The sequence below is a fragment of the Pseudomonas karstica genome (assembly GCF_009707515.1).
GTDB classification, from domain to species: domain Bacteria; phylum Pseudomonadota; class Gammaproteobacteria; order Pseudomonadales; family Pseudomonadaceae; genus Aquipseudomonas; species Aquipseudomonas karstica.
Window position 1 is genome coordinate 93,591 of record NZ_WLYI01000023.1, and the last position, 15,053, is coordinate 108,643.

Below are 15,053 nucleotides of genomic sequence, written 5' to 3' on the forward strand. Positions count from 1 at the left end.
GCCAACCGGTTACAGGTCGTGGTGCAAATACGCCGCCTGTTTCGGCAGGCGCAAACTGAACAGGAAAGCCACCGCCATCATTGCCGTGACGTACCAGTAGAAGGTGTTTTCCATGCCCAGGGTTTTGAGACCCAAGGCAACGTATTCCGCCGAACCACCAAAGATCGCGTTGGCAACCGCATAGGCCAGGCCTACACCCAGGGCGCGCACTTGTGGCGGGAACATTTCCGCTTTCACCAGGCCGCTGATGGAGGTGTAGAAACTGACGATGGCCAGTGCCAGGGTGATCAACACGAAAGCCAGGAACGGGCTGCTGACGGTTTTCAGGGTCATCAGGATCGGCACGGTAAACAGCGTGCCCAGGGCACCGAACCACAGCATCGAATTACGTCGGCCGATCTTGTCCGCCAGCATGCCAAACACCGGCTGCATGCACATGTAGAAAAACAGCGCGCCGGTCATGATGTAGCTGGCCGTCTTGGCGTGCATTCCGGCGGTGTTTACCAGGTACTTCTGCATGTAGGTGGTAAAGGTGTAGAAAATCAGCGAACCGCCGGCGGTGTAGCCGAGCACGGTGATAAAGGCCGCCTTGTGGTCGCGAAACAGCGCGGCAATGCTGCCGGCGTCCTTGTCCTCACGCATTTCCTTGCTGGTGGTTTCTTTCAGGGTGCGACGCAGCAGCAGGGAGATCACCGCAGCAATGGCGCCAATCACAAACGGAATCCGCCAGCCCCAGGCCCGCAGTTCGTCTTCAGTGAGAATCTGCTGCAGGATCACCACCACCAACACGGCCAGCAGTTGCCCGCCGATCAGGGTCACGTACTGGAAGGAAGCGAAGAACCCGCGCTGGCCCTTGAGCGCCACCTCACTCATATAGGTAGCAGTGGTGCCATATTCGCCACCCACCGACAGGCCCTGGAACAGCCGGGCGACCAGCAGCAAGGCCGGCGCCCAGGCACCGATATCGTTGTAAGTCGGCAGGAAAGCGATAACCAGGGAACCGGCGCACATCATCAGCACCGAGATCATCATCGAGTTCTTACGCCCGTGCTTGTCAGCCACCCGGCCAAACAACCAGCCGCCGATGGGGCGCATCAGGAAGCCGGCAGCGAACACACCGGCGGTGTTGAGCAATTGGACAGTGGGATCGTCCGACGGGAAGAACGCAGGGGCAAAGTAGATGGCGCAGAAGGCATAGACGTAGAAGTCGAACCATTCGACCAGGTTACCGGAGGACGCACCGACAATGGCAAATATCCGTTTGCGGCGCTCTTCTCCAGTGTAGTGACTTGTCATTGTTGTCATATTTTTTCACTCATTGGGAACGTTTAAAGCCTAGACATACTTTGCAACAACTACGTTCCGCAAGTAGTTTTTTGGATGATCGTTCTCACGCAGGACGCAGGAACGGACTGCCCACTCAATAATCAAAGAACACCGTCTCCTCATCCGTCCCCTGCAAAATCACATTCCACTGATACGCACCGGCCGCATCCACCTTCGCAATCAACGTCCCCCGCCGCTCTTCAGGCACACATGCCAGCAGCGGGTCGTCCCCATTCGCCGCTTCACCGTCAAAATAAATCCGCGTCAACAAATGCTTCACCAACCCACGGGCAAATACCAGCACCACCAAGTGCGGCGCCTGCGTCTTGCCCTTCAACCCCGGCACGCTGCCCGGCTTGATGGTGGTAAACCGAAACCGCCCTTCGGCATCCACCGGCACTCGGCCAAAGCCTTCAAAATTGGGGTCCAGGGCTTTGTCCTGCTCATCCTCTGGGTGGTCATATTTGCCAGCGGCGTTGGCCTGCCAGACTTCCAGCATGGCGTCATTGACGAAGTCGCCATTGCCATCCACCACTTGCCCGGTAATTGCCACGCGCTCGCCGAGGGTTTCGGCAACGGTCAGGTCTTCGCGGTTCAGCCAGGTCAGGCCGATGTGGTAATAGGGCCCGACGGTGTGGGATGTGGTCGCGTAGAGGGTCATCTCATTTCTCCATCGGCGTGGCATCGCGGCCGCGCAGGACGATGTCCCAGCGGTAGCCTAGAGCATAGGAAGGGATGGTTTTTTCCAGGTCGAAGCTGGCGATTAGACGTTCTTTGGCGCGGGTATCTGCAACGCAGTTGTAGATCGGGTCGTACGCCAGCAGCGGGTCGCCGGGAAAATACATCTGGGTCACCAGGCGCGTCAGCACACTGGGGCCGAACAGCGAGAAGTGAATGTGCGCCGGGCGCCAGGCGTTGTGGTGGTTGCCCCACGGATACGCGCCAGGCTTGATGGTCTGGAACTGGTACCAGCCATCGGCATCGGTAACGGTGCGGCCGGTGCCGGTGAAGTTCGGGTCCAGCGGCGCATCATGCTCGTCACGCTGGTGGTTGTAGCGGCCAGCCGCGTTGGCCTGCCAGATTTCCACAAGGATGCCGGGAACAGGCAAACCGTCTTCATCCAGCACACGACCGTGAATGATGATGCGTTCGCCCTGAGGTTCGCCAGCATGCTGGGCGGTCAGGTCGTTGTCCTTCTCGCTAACGCGCTCGGCACCGACGGTCGGCCCGGTGATTTCCGACAAGGAATGGGGCAGAAACACCAACGGTTTTGAGGGCGAGCGCAGCTTCGTCGACTGATAGGCCGGGTGCAGGTAATCAGGCTGAGTACCCGCTTGCGGGCGCCGGTATCCGGGCTTGTCACTCATGGAGCAATCCTCATCATTCTTGTTAGATACGTTCAATCGCCAGGGCCAAGCCTTGGCCTACGCCCACGCACATGGTTGCCAGGCCTTTGCTACCCCCGGTTTTCTCCAACTGATGCAGGGCCGTCAGCACCAGGCGCGCGCCGCTCATACCCAGCGGATGACCGAGGGCAATGGCGCCGCCATTGGGATTGACCTGAGGCGCATCGTCCGCCAGACCCAACTCACGCAACACCGCCAAGCCTTGGCTGGCAAAGGCTTCGTTGAGTTCGATCACGTCAAAATCCGTAACGGCCAGACCGAGACGCTCCACCAGCTTGCGCACAGCTGGCACTGGGCCGATACCCATCACGCGCGGTGCGACACCGGCACTGGCCATACCCAGCACCCGGGCGCGGGCGGTCAGGCCATGTTTTTTCACCGCGTCGCCAGAAGCCAGAATCAGTGCGGCGGCGCCGTCGTTTACCCCCGATGCATTGCCGGCAGTGATGGTCTTGTCCGGACCATTGACCGGCTTGAGCCTGGCCAAGGCTTCAAGAGTGGTATCGGCCCGTGGGTGCTCATCCTGCGCGACCACGGTTTCGCCTTTTTTATGGGCGACACGTACGGGGACGATTTCTTCGGCAAAAAAACCGGCAGCCTGCGCTGCGGCAGTACGTTGCTGGCTGCGCAAGGCGAAAGCGTCTTGATCGGCGCGGGAAACTTTATAGTCATCGGCCACGTTGTCGGCGGTTTGCGGCATCGGATCGACGCCGTACCGAGCCTTCATCAACGGGTTGATAAAGCGCCAGCCGATAGTGGTGTCTTCCAGCTTCATGTTACGCGAGAACGCAGCATCAGACTTGCCCATCACGAACGGCGCCCGAGACATCGACTCGACACCACCGGCAATCGCCAACTCCATCTCGCCACTGGCAATGGCCCGAAAGGCGGTACCGATGGCGTCCATGCCCGATGCGCACAAGCGGTTGAGGGTCACCCCGGGAATACTTTCCGGCAGCCCCGCCAAGAGCAAGGCCATGCGGGCGACGTTGCGGTTGTCTTCACCCGCCTGGTTGGCGCAGCCGAGGAACACTTCATCCACAGCGCTCCAATTCACAGAAGGGTTGCGCTCCATCAACGCCTTGATTGGCAGCGCCGCCAAGTCATCGGCGCGCACGGTGGACAAGCCTCCGCCGAAACGTCCGATGGGAGTACGAATAGCGTCACAGATAAATACGTCGCGCATCAGGCCTCTCCAGGTGTTTGGCCATGGGCGGCGGCCGTGCGGGCTTCAAGGTCGCGCAGGGCGGTCAGTTCGATATCGGTGGGCTCGGCCGTGGTGCTGAGCTGGTCGGCAAAACGAATGGCCCAACCGGTGGCAGCTACCACTTGCTCACGGGTCACCCCTGGATGCAGGGCGGTGACCACAAATTCGTGGCTGCCCTCTTCCGGCTCCATGATGCACAGGTCGGTAATAATCCCTACAGGACCAGCGCCAGGCAGACCCAGGCGTTGACGCGAATCGCCGCCCTCGCCATGGCCGACCGACGTGATGAAGTCGAGTTTGTCGACAAACGAACGGGCCGACTGCTTGAGGATGATCAGCACGCTCTTGGCGGAACCGGCGATCTCCGGCGCGCCACCGGCTCCCGGCAGGCGGACCTTGGGCTGGTGATAATCACCGACCACCGTGGTGTTGATATTGCCAAAACGGTCGACCTGGGCCGCCCCGAGAAACCCCACATCGATGCGCCCGCCCTGCAACCAGTAGCGAAAGATCTCACCGGTTGGGACGACGGTGTCGGCGGTTTCCGCCAACTCACCGTCACCGATGGACAGTGGCAACGCCGAAGGTTTGGCGCCAATCGGGCCGGACTCGTAGATCAGTACCACGTCCGGCGACGAGGTCAGGCGAGCCAGGTTGGCGGCCTTGGACGGCAGGCCAATGCCGACGAAGCACACCGAGCCGTTCTTCAGGCGGCGCGCGGCGGCGACGGTCATCATTTCGTTGGTTGAGTAAGCCATTACTTGGCCTCCTGTGCAGCAGCCAGCTTGGCCTGGAATTCACTGAAGTCAGCGGTGCCGTGGATGTATTCGTCGATCCAGGCGGTAAAAGTCCCGCGGTCTCGAGCGATCGGGTCCCAGGCTTGATAGAAACGGTTATCACGCTCGGTGTAGCCGTGAGCGTAGGACGGGTGCGCGCCGCCGGGCACGTGGCAAACGGCGGTCAGCGCCCAAGTAGGCAGAACGCAAGCGTTCATCGGCGCGTTAAGGTCATCGACTATTTCTTCAACAGTAACGATGCAACGCTTGGCCGCCAGGGCCGCTTCTTTCTGCACCCCGAGAATGCCCCAGAGTAAAACGTTGCCCTTGCGGTCGGCCTTTTGCGCGTGGATCACGGTAATGTCCGGACGCACCGACGGCACCGCCGCCAGCACTTCGCCGGTGAACGGGCAGGTGACGGTCTTGATCAATGGATTGACCTTGGGCAGGTCGGAACCTGCGTAGGCCCGCAGCACAGCGAATGGCAGGCCGGAGGCACCAGCGACGTAGGCATTGGCCAGGTCGGCATGGCTGTGTTCTTCAATCTCGAGGGGTTGCGGCCATTGTTTCTCTACCGCGTCTCGCAAACGATGCAGAGAACCCACTCCCGGATTGCCGCCCCAGGAAAAAATCAACTTGCGTGCACAGCCGGCGCCGATCAATTGATCGTAGATCAGGTCAGGCGTCATACGTACCAAGGTCAGGTCTTTCTTGCCCTGACGAATGATTTCATGACCTGCCGCCGTAGGGATCAGGTGGGTAAAGCCTTCGAGCGCGACGGTATCACCGTCATTGACGAACTGCTTCACCGCATCAGCCAGCGATAGAATTTCAGCCATGGGGTTGGGCTCCCGGTTGGATCGAGAAAGGCGCTATGGGCCGCGCCGAAGTGCTTGAAGATTAAGCCGGGGGAAAAAGCCAAACAATCCGATAATCGACTAAGCGTTCGATTATCGAACGAATTGTTTGCAAGCTATCATTTCCTTCAAACAACCAGAAACCAGCATTGGCATGGCTTTCAGGTCGCGTCGGCGTGGCTGACGAGGCCTTTGATGACGACCGCAGCCGTGGCCAGCGCCGCTGGAATCACCAGCGCAGTCAAGACTTGCTCGAAGTTCCAACCCAGGCCCAGCAAGGTCGCGCCCATCCACGCTCCGAGGATTGCGCCGAAGCGACCGATGCCAAGCATCCATGACACACCCGTGGCGCGCCCCTGGGTCGGGTAGAAACGCGCGGCCAGGGACGGCATGGCTGATTGCGCACCGTTGACACACATCCCGGCGATCAGCACCAGGGTCGCCAATAAGGTGATATTGCCCAGGCTCTGCCCTACCGCGTAGGCAAATACCCCGGCCAACAGATAGAAAGTTCCGATAACTTTGTGGGGATTGAACCGGTCCATCGCCCAGCCGACACCGACGGCGCTCAACACGCCCCCAAACTGGAACAGCGCGCCGATAAACGCGGCCTGCTCCATGCTGGCGCCGCTGTCACGCATCAGGGTCGGCAGCCAACTGGTCAGCAGATACACAATCACCAACCCCATGAAGTACGTCACCCACAGCAGCAGCGTGCCGGCGCTGTAGGTGCCGGAGAAGATCACCGCAAAAACATTGCGGGCCTTGACGGTTTTTTGCTCGGGGACGCTGAAGCTGGATGCCTGGGCAACGATCCCCGGCTCGATGGGCGACAGGGCCTTGCGTACCTTGTCGGTGCCGCGATTACGCACCACCAGATAACGTGCCGACTCCGGCAGCCACACCAGCAATACCACCACCAGGATCAACGGCAAGACGCCACCGATAAACAATAGGCTGTGCCAACCGAAAGCGGGAATCATCTTGGCAGAGATAAATCCGCCACCCGCCATGCCCAGGTTGAAGCCGCAGAACATGCTGGTGACCAGCAACGACTTATGGCGCTCCGGTGTGTATTCCGACAATAGGGTCGTGGCATTCGGCATGCCAGCTCCCAGGCCCAGGCCGGTGAGGAAACGCAGCGCCAACAACTGATCAACGTTGCTGCTGTAGGCCGATGCCAGGCTGAAAGCACCAAATACCAGCACCGCACCGACCAACACCACTTTGCGCCCAAAGCGGTCAGCCAGCGGCCCGGAACCCAAGGCACCGAACACCATGCCGATCAGCGCAGCACTCATCACCGGGCCGAGGCTCGCACGGTCGATGCCCCAATCCTGGGACAATGCTGGCGCGATAAACCCCATGGCCGCGGTATCGAGCCCGTCGAGGAAGACAATCAGAAAACACAGGATCACCACCCGCCACTGATAACGCGAGAGTGGCTGAGCGTTGATGAAAGACTGCACATCCAGGCAAGTCCCGACAGAAGGCGAAGGCTGATTCATTATTTTTATTTCCACACCAAGGGGCGGGCAAACGAGGCTGAGCCCCATCGTCATTATTATGAGAGCAGCACTTGAACCATCACGGCCCATTGCGCTGTCGCGACATTAATGAGCCCGGGGAAACATCGTCAATTCATCAAACCGGGATCTGTGCGGTCACCGAACAGCTTAGGCAAACAATTGTGTACTCAACTCGCGACTGGCGCTGAGCATACTCGGCAGGAAACGCTGTTCCAGCTCGCTGCGGCTGACACGCCCTGCGTGGGTGCTGACATTGAGCGCGGCCAGCACCTGGCCGGAGGCGTCATACACCGGCACCGCGATGGAGCGCAGGCCCTGTTCAAGTTCCTGGTCAACCACACACCAGCCTTGCTGACGCACTTGCTGCAAGCATTCGAGCAAGTCTTGAGGGGTCGTGATGGTGCGGCTGGTCTTGGTCTGCAGGTCGGCATGATCCAGATAGTCCTGCAACGAGGCATCATCAAGGGCTGCCAGCAGGATTCTGCCCATGGACGTGCAATAGGCCGGCAAACGCCCGCCCACCGACAGGTCGACCGAGATCAACCGCTGGGTGGTGGCCGAACGGGCTATATAGAGGATGTCGTCGCCCTCCAGGGTTGCCATGTTGCAGGCTTCATGGAGCTGCTCGCTCATGCGATCCAAGTAGGGCTGGGCGCAAACCGCCAGGGGCGTGGAGGACAGATAGGCATGGCCCAAAGTCAGGACCTTGGGCAGCAGCGAATAGGTGCGCCCATCGGTGGTGGCGTAGCCCAACTTGATCAGGGTATGCAGGCAACGGCGTACGGCGGCGCGGGGAATTTCCGTGCGATGGCTGATCTGGGCGATGGTCAAGTGACGCTTGCGCTCCTGGAACGCCTGCACTACTGCCAGGCCACGGGCCAGGGAGGTCATGAAGTCCGGATCACCGGTAAACGCCTGGATACGCTTGGCCGGGGAGGCAACGATCGGCGGCGCCACTGACGCGAAGGAGTTGCGCAATTGATCGTTCATTTCAGGTCCTTCTCAAGGTTCAACCGTTATTACAGACCGCCTGACAATCGATACACAAGGTATGACCGCCAACATTGGGCGATTATCGGACAACGCTTCGATTATCGCATTTCTGGTCTCGCCTTTCATTCAGCCCAGCCGACCATAGCCGCCGACCAGGTCATTACTCGACGAATCGAGTCAGCGACCGATGATTGAAGTTGTTATCTGAACTGCTATTGGTAGAGAAATAAGCAAGTCCGACGCCACAAGTTTGGAAGTACTCATACGTATACGTAACAAAACGCTCACACAAAGTTGACGTATTTTAACTTGCCGGTGATAGTGTTATTCAACTGCATCGTTATAATGCATCCTGTGATGATCTTGGTGCCCCTGCGTTGCTCATGCGCCGTCGTCAGCACCGACACTCATTTACAATGCTTGCCTATTTACTCGCGACTTAAAAACTGTTGCTACGACAGCTGCCCTCTTCCGATGCCGTGGTCGCATGCAATAAAGAAGTGCTTTATCGCGTAGACCTTCAAGCGCTGAGCCACCCGGCTGTTCAATATGACGGGACCTCCAGGGCGATTTCCAGGCATCGCGCATCATCGGAACTAAACTCAACTCAATTAGGTAACAATGTGACGAAAGACGAACTGCGCGCGGAACTTGAGCGCCAGGAACAACGTTACAAGGATGTTTACGGCGGGGAAGTCACCACCTACGCCGCCCAGCCGGAACCTGAGCGCAAGCCATGGCGCAAACGGGCCAGCCTGCTGGACCAGGCGTTTGCCCAGGAAATTCAAAAGATCGAACAAGACCTCAAGACCGAGGAGCCATAAGTGCTTCGAGCTCCCAGGGGCTGCCACCCCTGCGCCAATACATGGCGGGTAGAAATGGCTGCGACTCCTACCTTTACCTGCCCCCAAACGCGTCAACAATGCGTCCGGCAGGTGCTTGCCCTTGTCTTGTCGAAATTTCATACGATTTTTTCAGGCGTAACCTCGCCCTTGTCTCAGCCTGAAAGATCAAACATCTTTTTTATAAATCAATGAGTTACCAAGGCCCCGGAAAACCTGGGACGGCCTGCCCGCCCATCAATTTTTTCGTTGAAGAATGTTACCAATGAGCAGCTAGTGCATCGATTACCAAGGTTTTCTGGCATAATCGCGCCCCCTTACGACCGGGTCAGAAAATCTTCATGATCGATTTATTCAGCGGACTTGATGCTTGGGTTCTAGTGAGCCTGTTGCTCGCCCTGGCCTTTGTCCTCGCCTTCGAGTTCATCAATGGCTTTCATGACACCGCTAACGCGGTGGCCACAGTCATCTATACCAAAGCCATGCCACCGCATCTGGCCGTATTTTTCTCCGGGGTGTTCAATTTCCTCGGTGTGTTGCTCGGTGGCGTAGGTGTCGCCTATGCGATCGTGCATTTGCTGCCAGTGGAACTGCTGATCAATGTGAATACCGGCCACGGCTTGGCCATGGTCTTCTCATTGTTAGCGGCGGCCATCACCTGGAACCTGGGCACCTGGTATTTCGGGATCCCGGCGTCCAGTTCCCACACCTTGATCGGTTCGATCCTCGGTGTCGGCCTGGCCAACGCCTTGATCAACGACATCCCACTGGCTGACGGGGTCAACTGGCAGAAAGCGGTAGATATCGGCGCCTCGCTGGTGTTCTCGCCCATGGCGGGCTTCCTGGTGGCCGCGCTGGTCTTGATCGGCCTGAAATGGTGGCGCCCGCTGTCCAAGATGCACAAGACACCGGACCAGCGTCGCAAGCTCGACGACAAGAAACACCCGCCGTTCTGGAATCGCCTGGTGCTGGTCATTTCCGCCATGGCCGTGAGCTTCGTGCACGGTTCCAACGACGGTCAGAAAGGGATTGGCCTGATCATGCTGGTGCTGATTGGTATCGTGCCCGCGCAGTTCGTACTCGACCTGGGCAGTACCACTTACCAGATCGAGCGCACCCGCGACGCCACCTTGCACCTCAACCAGTTCTACCAGCGTAACCACGAAACCCTCGGCGAGTTCCTTGCCCTGGGCAAAAGTGTCAAAGACGACCTGCCTGGCAAGTTCCGTTGCAACCCGCAACAGACCGAACCCACCATCAACGCCCTGCTCGGCACGCTGAAGGGTGTCTCCGACTACCATTCGCTGTCCGCCGACCACCGCATTGAAGTACGTCGCTACCTGCTCTGCCTGGATGACACGGCGAAAAAAGTCGGCAAACTACCAGGCCTCGACGCCCGCGAGAAGTCCGATCTGGACAAACTGCGTAAAGACCTCACCGCCACCACCGAATACGCACCCTTCTGGGTAATCCTGGCGGTGGCCCTGGCCCTTGGCCTGGGTACGATGGTCGGCTGGAAGCGCGTAGTACTGACCATTGGTGAGAAGATCGGCAAGCAAGGCATGACCTATTCCCAGGGCATGTCGGCGCAGATTACTACCGCCACCATGATTGGCCTGGCCAACATCTACAGCCTGCCGGTTTCGACCACTCATGTGTTGTCGTCCGGCGTGGCCGGGACGATGGTGGCCAACAAGAGTGGGCTGCAAGGCGGTACTGTGAAGACCATTCTGATGGCTTGGGTGCTGACGTTGCCGGCGACCGTGACCTTGTCGGCCGGGTTGTTCTGGCTGGCCTCCATGGCGTTGGGTAGCTGACAGGCTGTTGGTAGTGAAGAGGGCGCGGTCTGTGAGGATCGCGCCTTTTTCTATGCTGGGTGTTTGGGGTGTATATCCATTACCGCAGCAACGGATATACACCCCACAACCTGGTCGGCTACCGGGCCGCCACGGGCCCCAAAAAGACCCAAAAAAAGGACGACCGAAGTCGCCCAAAATGCCTTGCGTGCCCACTAAACCCAGAAAGACCTAAGGCCTCTTGCGCTTGTTAGCGTCTCTCCAGATAAAAATTCCAAACCCCACAAAGAACATCACCATGAGGCCAACAGTCAGCACTGCGGCAAACACCACATTATCGAAAAACATGACCGACCTCCTGCTCTTGCCCTGTTGCGATAGAGCGAAGTTAACCAGAAAGGCGGGAGAAGAAATTGACGAGGATCAATGTCGCCCGCAACAGGGCGTAAAGAAGGGAAATAACTGACCTGTATCAATAGATACAGGGCACTTCAACGCTTTTTCGGTTTGTTTTTCTGCTTTTTCTTCGCCTTCCCCAACGGCATGGCCTGTTCAAAAGCCTGGCGGACTTCATTCAGGCGTTTGTCATTGAGGTCATGGACACGTTTGGCCCGCTCGGCATTCAGGTCAATCAGCTTGTCGTCACTCATGGCTCGGCTTACGTAGTGGCTGGAATAACTCAATAATGCAGCCTGGCCCGCTTGGCGGCAAATACCCCATCAACAATTCCAAGTCATCAACCACAACAGATGACCGCTCTACGCCAATTAAACCTCGACATCCACCCACAACCCTTGCCGGGGCGCATCTTCGATCAGCGGCGCCACCGGTACGGTGTTATCGGCATTGAGTTCATCCCCCGGAACAGCCAAATGCTGTTCCGGATCCTCATCGGCCTCACGCCGGCGCTTCTGCTGCTCCTGCTGACGCCGTTGCTCTTCGCGCAGCAGCAAGGTCGACTGCTCGGCATCGCCCTTTTTCAAATCGATGGTGCTTTCGTTGGAGCCCGGCTGAACCGGTACCACGGGCGGAATATCCGGTTTCTGGCGCGCCGGGTCGAGTTGCGACGTAACCGGCACAGCACTCAAGGGCAGCATGGGTGGCAGCATAATGATGAATCTCCTGTCAGCAAGCTGTCGGCCAACGAAGCAGCGTCTTGAACCTGTATTCGCCAACGTGTGAACCAGTCGTCATCTATCTGACGAACGCACCGCCCTTTTTCTTGCCGCTTGGAGCTTAAAGCTCGAAGCTGCACCTATTCCTTTTGGTCTGGAAGCCGTGTTCCGTTAGAATAGTCGGCTTTTTCACGGCGGGAGTCAGGCAGCATGGCGCAGCAGTATCAACCGGGGCAACGCTGGATTAGTGACAGCGAAGCAGAGCTGGGGTTAGGCACCGTTCTGGCACAGGACGGGCGCTTGTTGACCGTGCTCTATCCGGCCACTGGCGACACTCGCCAGTACGCGCTACGGAATGCGCCCCTCACTCGCGTGAGGTTCTCGCCGGGTGACACCATCACCCATTTCGAAGGCTGGAAAATGACCGTACGCGAGGTCGATGATGTCGACGGCCTGCTGGTCTACCACGGCCTCAATGGGCAGAACGAACAGGTCACCCTGCCGGAAACCCAACTCTCGAATTTCATCCAGTTCCGCCTGGCCAGCGACCGGCTATTCGCCGGGCAGATCGACCCGCTGGCCTGGTTCTCCCTGCGTTATCACACCCTGGAACACACCAGCCGCCAGTTGCAGTCCTCGCTCTGGGGCCTGGGAGGCGTGCGTGCACAGCCTATTGCGCACCAACTGCACATTGCCCGTGAAGTCGCCGATCGTATCGCACCACGGGTTTTGCTGGCGGACGAAGTAGGCCTGGGCAAGACCATCGAAGCCGGCCTGGTGATCCATCGCCAACTGCTGTCAGGACGCGCCAGCCGTGTGTTGATCCTGGTCCCGGAAAACCTGCAGCACCAATGGCTGGTGGAAATGCGTCGCCGTTTCAACCTGCAGGTGGCACTGTTCGACGAAGAGCGCTTTATCGAAAGCGATGCCACCAACCCGTTCGAAGACACCCAGCTCGCCTTGGTAGCCCTGGAATGGCTGGTAGATGACGAAAAGGCCCAGGACGCGTTGTTCGCTGCCGGTTGGGACTTGCTGGTGGTTGATGAAGCCCACCATCTCGTTTGGCATGAAGAAAAAGCCAGCCTCGAGTACTCGCTGGTCGAACAACTGGCCGAAGTGATTCCTGGCGTGCTGCTGCTTACCGCCACCCCGGAACAACTGGGCCAGGACAGCCACTTCGCCCGCCTGCGCCTGCTGGACCCGAACCGTTTCCATGACCTGCACGCCTTCCGTGCCGAGAGCGAGAACTATCGCCCGGTGGCCGAAGCCGTTCAGGAGTTGCTGGACAAAGGTCGCCTGTCCCCGGCGGCACACAAAACCATCCAGGGTTTCCTCGGCAACGAAGGCGAAGCCCTGCTGAGCGCCGTCAACGATGGCGACGCTGAAGCCAGTGCGCGCCTGGTACGCGAACTGCTGGACCGCCACGGCACTGGCCGCGTGCTGTTTCGCAACACCCGCGCCGCCGTACAGGGCTTCCCGGAGCGCAAGCTGCACGCCTACCCACTGCCGTGCCCAGACGAATACCTCGAGCTGCCGCTGGGCGAACACGCCGAGTTGTACCCGGAGGTCAGCTTCCAGTCGCAACCCGATATCGACGAAGAGCAGCGCTGGTGGCGCTTCGATCCTCGGGTCGAGTGGCTGATCGACCAGTTGAAAATGCTCAAGCGCACCAAAGTCCTGGTGATCTGCGCCCATGCCGAAACTGCCATGGACCTGGAAGACGCCCTGCGCGTGCGCTCCGGCATCCCGGCCACGGTGTTCCACGAGGGCATGAACATTCTCGAACGGGACCGCGCTGCTGCGTACTTTGCCGATGAAGAGTTTGGTGCCCAAGTGCTGATCTGTTCGGAAATCGGCAGTGAAGGTCGCAACTTTCAGTTCTCCCATCATTTGGTGCTGTTCGACCTGCCGTCTCACCCGGACTTGCTGGAACAGCGGATCGGCCGTCTGGACCGGATCGGCCAGAAGCATGTAATCGAACTGCACGTGCCGTATCTGGAAACCAGCCCGCAAGAGCGACTGTTCCAGTGGTACCACGAAGCGCTGAACGCCTTCCTCAATACGTGCCCGACCGGTAACGCCTTGCAGCATCAGTTTGGACCACGCCTGCTGCCGCTGCTGGAAAACGCCGACGACGGCGAGTGGCAAGCAATAATCGACGAAGCCCGCGCCGAACGTGAGCGCCTGGAAGCCGAACTGCACACCGGTCGCGACCGTTTGCTGGAGCTCAATTCCGGTGGTGCTGGTGAAGGTGACGCGTTGGTGGAAGACATCCTTGAGCAAGATGACCAGTTCGCCCTGCCGATCTATATGGAAACCCTTTTCGACGCCTTCGGCATCGACAGTGAAGACCATTCGGAAAACGCGCTGATCCTCAAGCCCAGCGAAAAAATGCTCGACGCCAGCTTCCCCCTCGGCGACGACGAAGGCGTGACCATTACCTACGATCGCAACCAGGCGCTGTCTCGCGAAGATATGCAGTTCATCACTTGGGAGCATCCGATGGTCCAGGGAGGCATGGATCTGGTGCTGTCCGGTTCCATGGGCAACACCGCCGTGGCGCTGATCAAGAACAAGGCGCTCAAGCCAGGTACCGTATTGCTGGAGTTGCTCTACGTCAGTGAAGTGGTTGCCCCACGCTCATTGCAACTGGGCCGTTACCTGCCACCGGCCGCGCTGCGTTGCCTGCTGGATGCCAACGGTAATGACTTGTCCGGCCGGGTGTCGTTCGAAACCTTGAATGACCAATTGGAAAGCGTGCCACGGGCCAGCGCCAACAAGTTCATCCAGGCCCAGCGCGACCAACTGACGCCACGGATCAACGCCGGAGAGGAGAAAATCACCTCGCGTCACGCCGAGCGTGTGGCCGAGGCACAGCGCCGCCTGGCCGCCGATACCGATGAAGAACTGGCGCGCCTGACGGCCCTGCAAGCGGTCAACCCGACCGTGCGTGACAGCGAACTGGTTGCCCTGCGCCAACAACGCGAGCAAGGCCTGGCCATGCTCGAAAAGGCGGCGCTGCGACTGGAAGCAATTCGGGTGCTGGTAGCGGGTTGATTAGCGCCCTGCCCTGCTGAACAAAAAGGCTCGCATAATCGGGCCTTTTTTATTCCTGTAGCCGCTGGCGTAGCCTGCGATCGGCTGCGCAGCAGTCGTTTGGGCCTTGAGATTGCTGAAGGTCCTGCGGCCCTTATCGCAGCCTCGTG

General features: G+C 59.0%; 14 protein-coding genes. 3 read left to right on the top strand and 11 right to left on the bottom strand.

Translation table 11 applies throughout. The features are described 5' to 3' along the window. Positions 1-9: 9 nt before the first annotated feature. From GIR22_RS17290 to pcaR, 8 genes are all read right to left on the bottom strand, one after another. Positions 10-1,305: an MFS family transporter gene (locus tag GIR22_RS17290; protein ID WP_154744519.1), complete on the bottom strand. Its 1,296-nt coding sequence runs from the start codon at positions 1,303-1,305 to the stop codon at positions 10-12. Between the two features lie 115 nt (positions 1,306-1,420). Further along, complete coding sequence (pcaG, locus tag GIR22_RS17295) at positions 1,421-1,987, bottom strand: protocatechuate 3,4-dioxygenase subunit alpha (protein ID WP_154744520.1); 567 nt, start codon at positions 1,985-1,987, stop codon at positions 1,421-1,423. 1 nt (position 1,988) lies between these two features. After that, positions 1,989-2,693, bottom strand: coding sequence for a protocatechuate 3,4-dioxygenase subunit beta (gene pcaH, locus GIR22_RS17300; RefSeq protein WP_154744521.1), 705 nt, complete (start codon positions 2,691-2,693; stop codon positions 1,989-1,991). A gap of 22 nt (positions 2,694-2,715) precedes the next feature. Next, positions 2,716-3,921 (bottom strand): 3-oxoadipyl-CoA thiolase, encoded by a 1,206-nt coding sequence (gene pcaF, locus GIR22_RS17305; RefSeq protein WP_178122327.1) that lies wholly within the window; start codon positions 3,919-3,921, stop codon positions 2,716-2,718. Continuing rightward, positions 3,918-4,697: a CoA-transferase subunit beta gene (locus GIR22_RS17310; protein WP_154744523.1), complete on the bottom strand. Its 780-nt coding sequence runs from the start codon at positions 4,695-4,697 to the stop codon at positions 3,918-3,920. The genes pcaF and GIR22_RS17310 overlap by 4 nt, the downstream gene beginning before the upstream one ends. After that, positions 4,697-5,554: a CoA transferase subunit A gene (locus tag GIR22_RS17315; RefSeq protein ID WP_154744524.1), complete on the bottom strand. Its 858-nt coding sequence runs from the start codon at positions 5,552-5,554 to the stop codon at positions 4,697-4,699. Before GIR22_RS17315 ends, GIR22_RS17310 begins: the two co-directional genes overlap by 1 nt. A 179-nt stretch (positions 5,555-5,733) precedes the next feature. Further along, on the bottom strand, positions 5,734-7,080 hold the full coding sequence (gene pcaK, locus GIR22_RS17320; protein WP_154744525.1) for a 4-hydroxybenzoate transporter PcaK: 1,347 nt from the start codon (positions 7,078-7,080) through the stop codon (positions 5,734-5,736). A gap of 168 nt (positions 7,081-7,248) precedes the next feature. Further along, on the bottom strand, positions 7,249-8,091 hold the full coding sequence (gene pcaR / locus GIR22_RS17325) for a pca regulon transcriptional regulator PcaR (protein ID WP_154744526.1): 843 nt from the start codon (positions 8,089-8,091) through the stop codon (positions 7,249-7,251). A gap of 626 nt (positions 8,092-8,717) precedes the next feature. Between pcaR and GIR22_RS17330 the strand changes: the two genes are divergently transcribed. Together GIR22_RS17330 and GIR22_RS17335 are read left to right on the top strand one after the other, a co-directional pair. Then, positions 8,718-8,918, top strand: coding sequence for a hypothetical protein (locus GIR22_RS17330; protein ID WP_169357768.1), 201 nt, complete (start codon positions 8,718-8,720; stop codon positions 8,916-8,918). 359 nt (positions 8,919-9,277) lie between these two features. Further along, positions 9,278-10,753 (top strand): inorganic phosphate transporter, encoded by a 1,476-nt coding sequence (locus tag GIR22_RS17335; RefSeq protein ID WP_154744527.1) that lies wholly within the window; start codon positions 9,278-9,280, stop codon positions 10,751-10,753. Positions 10,754-10,963: 210 nt separating this feature from the next. On the opposite strand, the gene ccoM is transcribed toward GIR22_RS17335, so the two are convergent. The 3 genes from ccoM to GIR22_RS17340 form a co-directional block, all read right to left on the bottom strand. Next, positions 10,964-11,080, bottom strand: coding sequence for a cytochrome c oxidase subunit CcoM (gene ccoM / locus GIR22_RS26615; protein ID WP_281349879.1), 117 nt, complete (start codon positions 11,078-11,080; stop codon positions 10,964-10,966). A gap of 143 nt (positions 11,081-11,223) precedes the next feature. Next, a complete protein-coding gene (locus GIR22_RS25985; RefSeq protein WP_178122325.1) occupies positions 11,224-11,382 on the bottom strand; it encodes a hypothetical protein in 159 nt (52 codons plus the stop codon). 117 nt (positions 11,383-11,499) lie between these two features. Next, entirely contained in the window at positions 11,500-11,841 is a 342-nt protein-coding gene (locus tag GIR22_RS17340; protein ID WP_154744528.1) for an aspartate-semialdehyde dehydrogenase, read from the bottom strand. A 216-nt stretch (positions 11,842-12,057) separates the two neighbouring features. Between GIR22_RS17340 and rapA the strand changes: the two genes are divergently transcribed. Next, the gene (gene rapA, locus GIR22_RS17345) at positions 12,058-14,904 is read left to right on the top strand and encodes an RNA polymerase-associated protein RapA (RefSeq protein WP_154744529.1); all 2,847 of its coding nucleotides are present in this window, start codon (positions 12,058-12,060) and stop codon (positions 14,902-14,904) included. The last annotated feature ends 149 nt before the right edge of the window (positions 14,905-15,053 follow it).

Excerpts from the sequence above, each read along its gene's own strand:
- GIR22_RS17290 (WP_154744519.1), bottom strand. The coding sequence starts at position 1,305 with ATGACAACAATGACAAGTCACTACACTGGAGAAGAGCGCCGCAAACGG.
- pcaG (WP_154744520.1), bottom strand. The coding sequence starts at position 1,987 with ATGACCCTCTACGCGACCACATCCCACACCGTCGGGCCCTATTACCAC.
- pcaH (WP_154744521.1), bottom strand. The coding sequence starts at position 2,693 with ATGAGTGACAAGCCCGGATACCGGCGCCCGCAAGCGGGTACTCAGCCT.
- GIR22_RS17310 (WP_154744523.1), bottom strand. The coding sequence starts at position 4,697 with ATGGCTTACTCAACCAACGAAATGATGACCGTCGCCGCCGCGCGCCGC.
- GIR22_RS17315 (WP_154744524.1), bottom strand. The coding sequence starts at position 5,554 with ATGGCTGAAATTCTATCGCTGGCTGATGCGGTGAAGCAGTTCGTCAAT.
- pcaK (WP_154744525.1), bottom strand. The coding sequence starts at position 7,080 with ATGAATCAGCCTTCGCCTTCTGTCGGGACTTGCCTGGATGTGCAGTCT.
- pcaR (WP_154744526.1), bottom strand. The coding sequence starts at position 8,091 with ATGAACGATCAATTGCGCAACTCCTTCGCGTCAGTGGCGCCGCCGATC.
- GIR22_RS17335 (WP_154744527.1), top strand. The coding sequence starts at position 9,278 with ATGATCGATTTATTCAGCGGACTTGATGCTTGGGTTCTAGTGAGCCTG.
- ccoM (WP_281349879.1), bottom strand. The coding sequence starts at position 11,080 with ATGTTTTTCGATAATGTGGTGTTTGCCGCAGTGCTGACTGTTGGCCTC.
- GIR22_RS25985 (WP_178122325.1), bottom strand. The coding sequence starts at position 11,382 with ATGAGTGACGACAAGCTGATTGACCTGAATGCCGAGCGGGCCAAACGT.
- GIR22_RS17340 (WP_154744528.1), bottom strand. The coding sequence starts at position 11,841 with ATGCTGCCACCCATGCTGCCCTTGAGTGCTGTGCCGGTTACGTCGCAA.
- rapA (WP_154744529.1), top strand. The coding sequence starts at position 12,058 with ATGGCGCAGCAGTATCAACCGGGGCAACGCTGGATTAGTGACAGCGAA.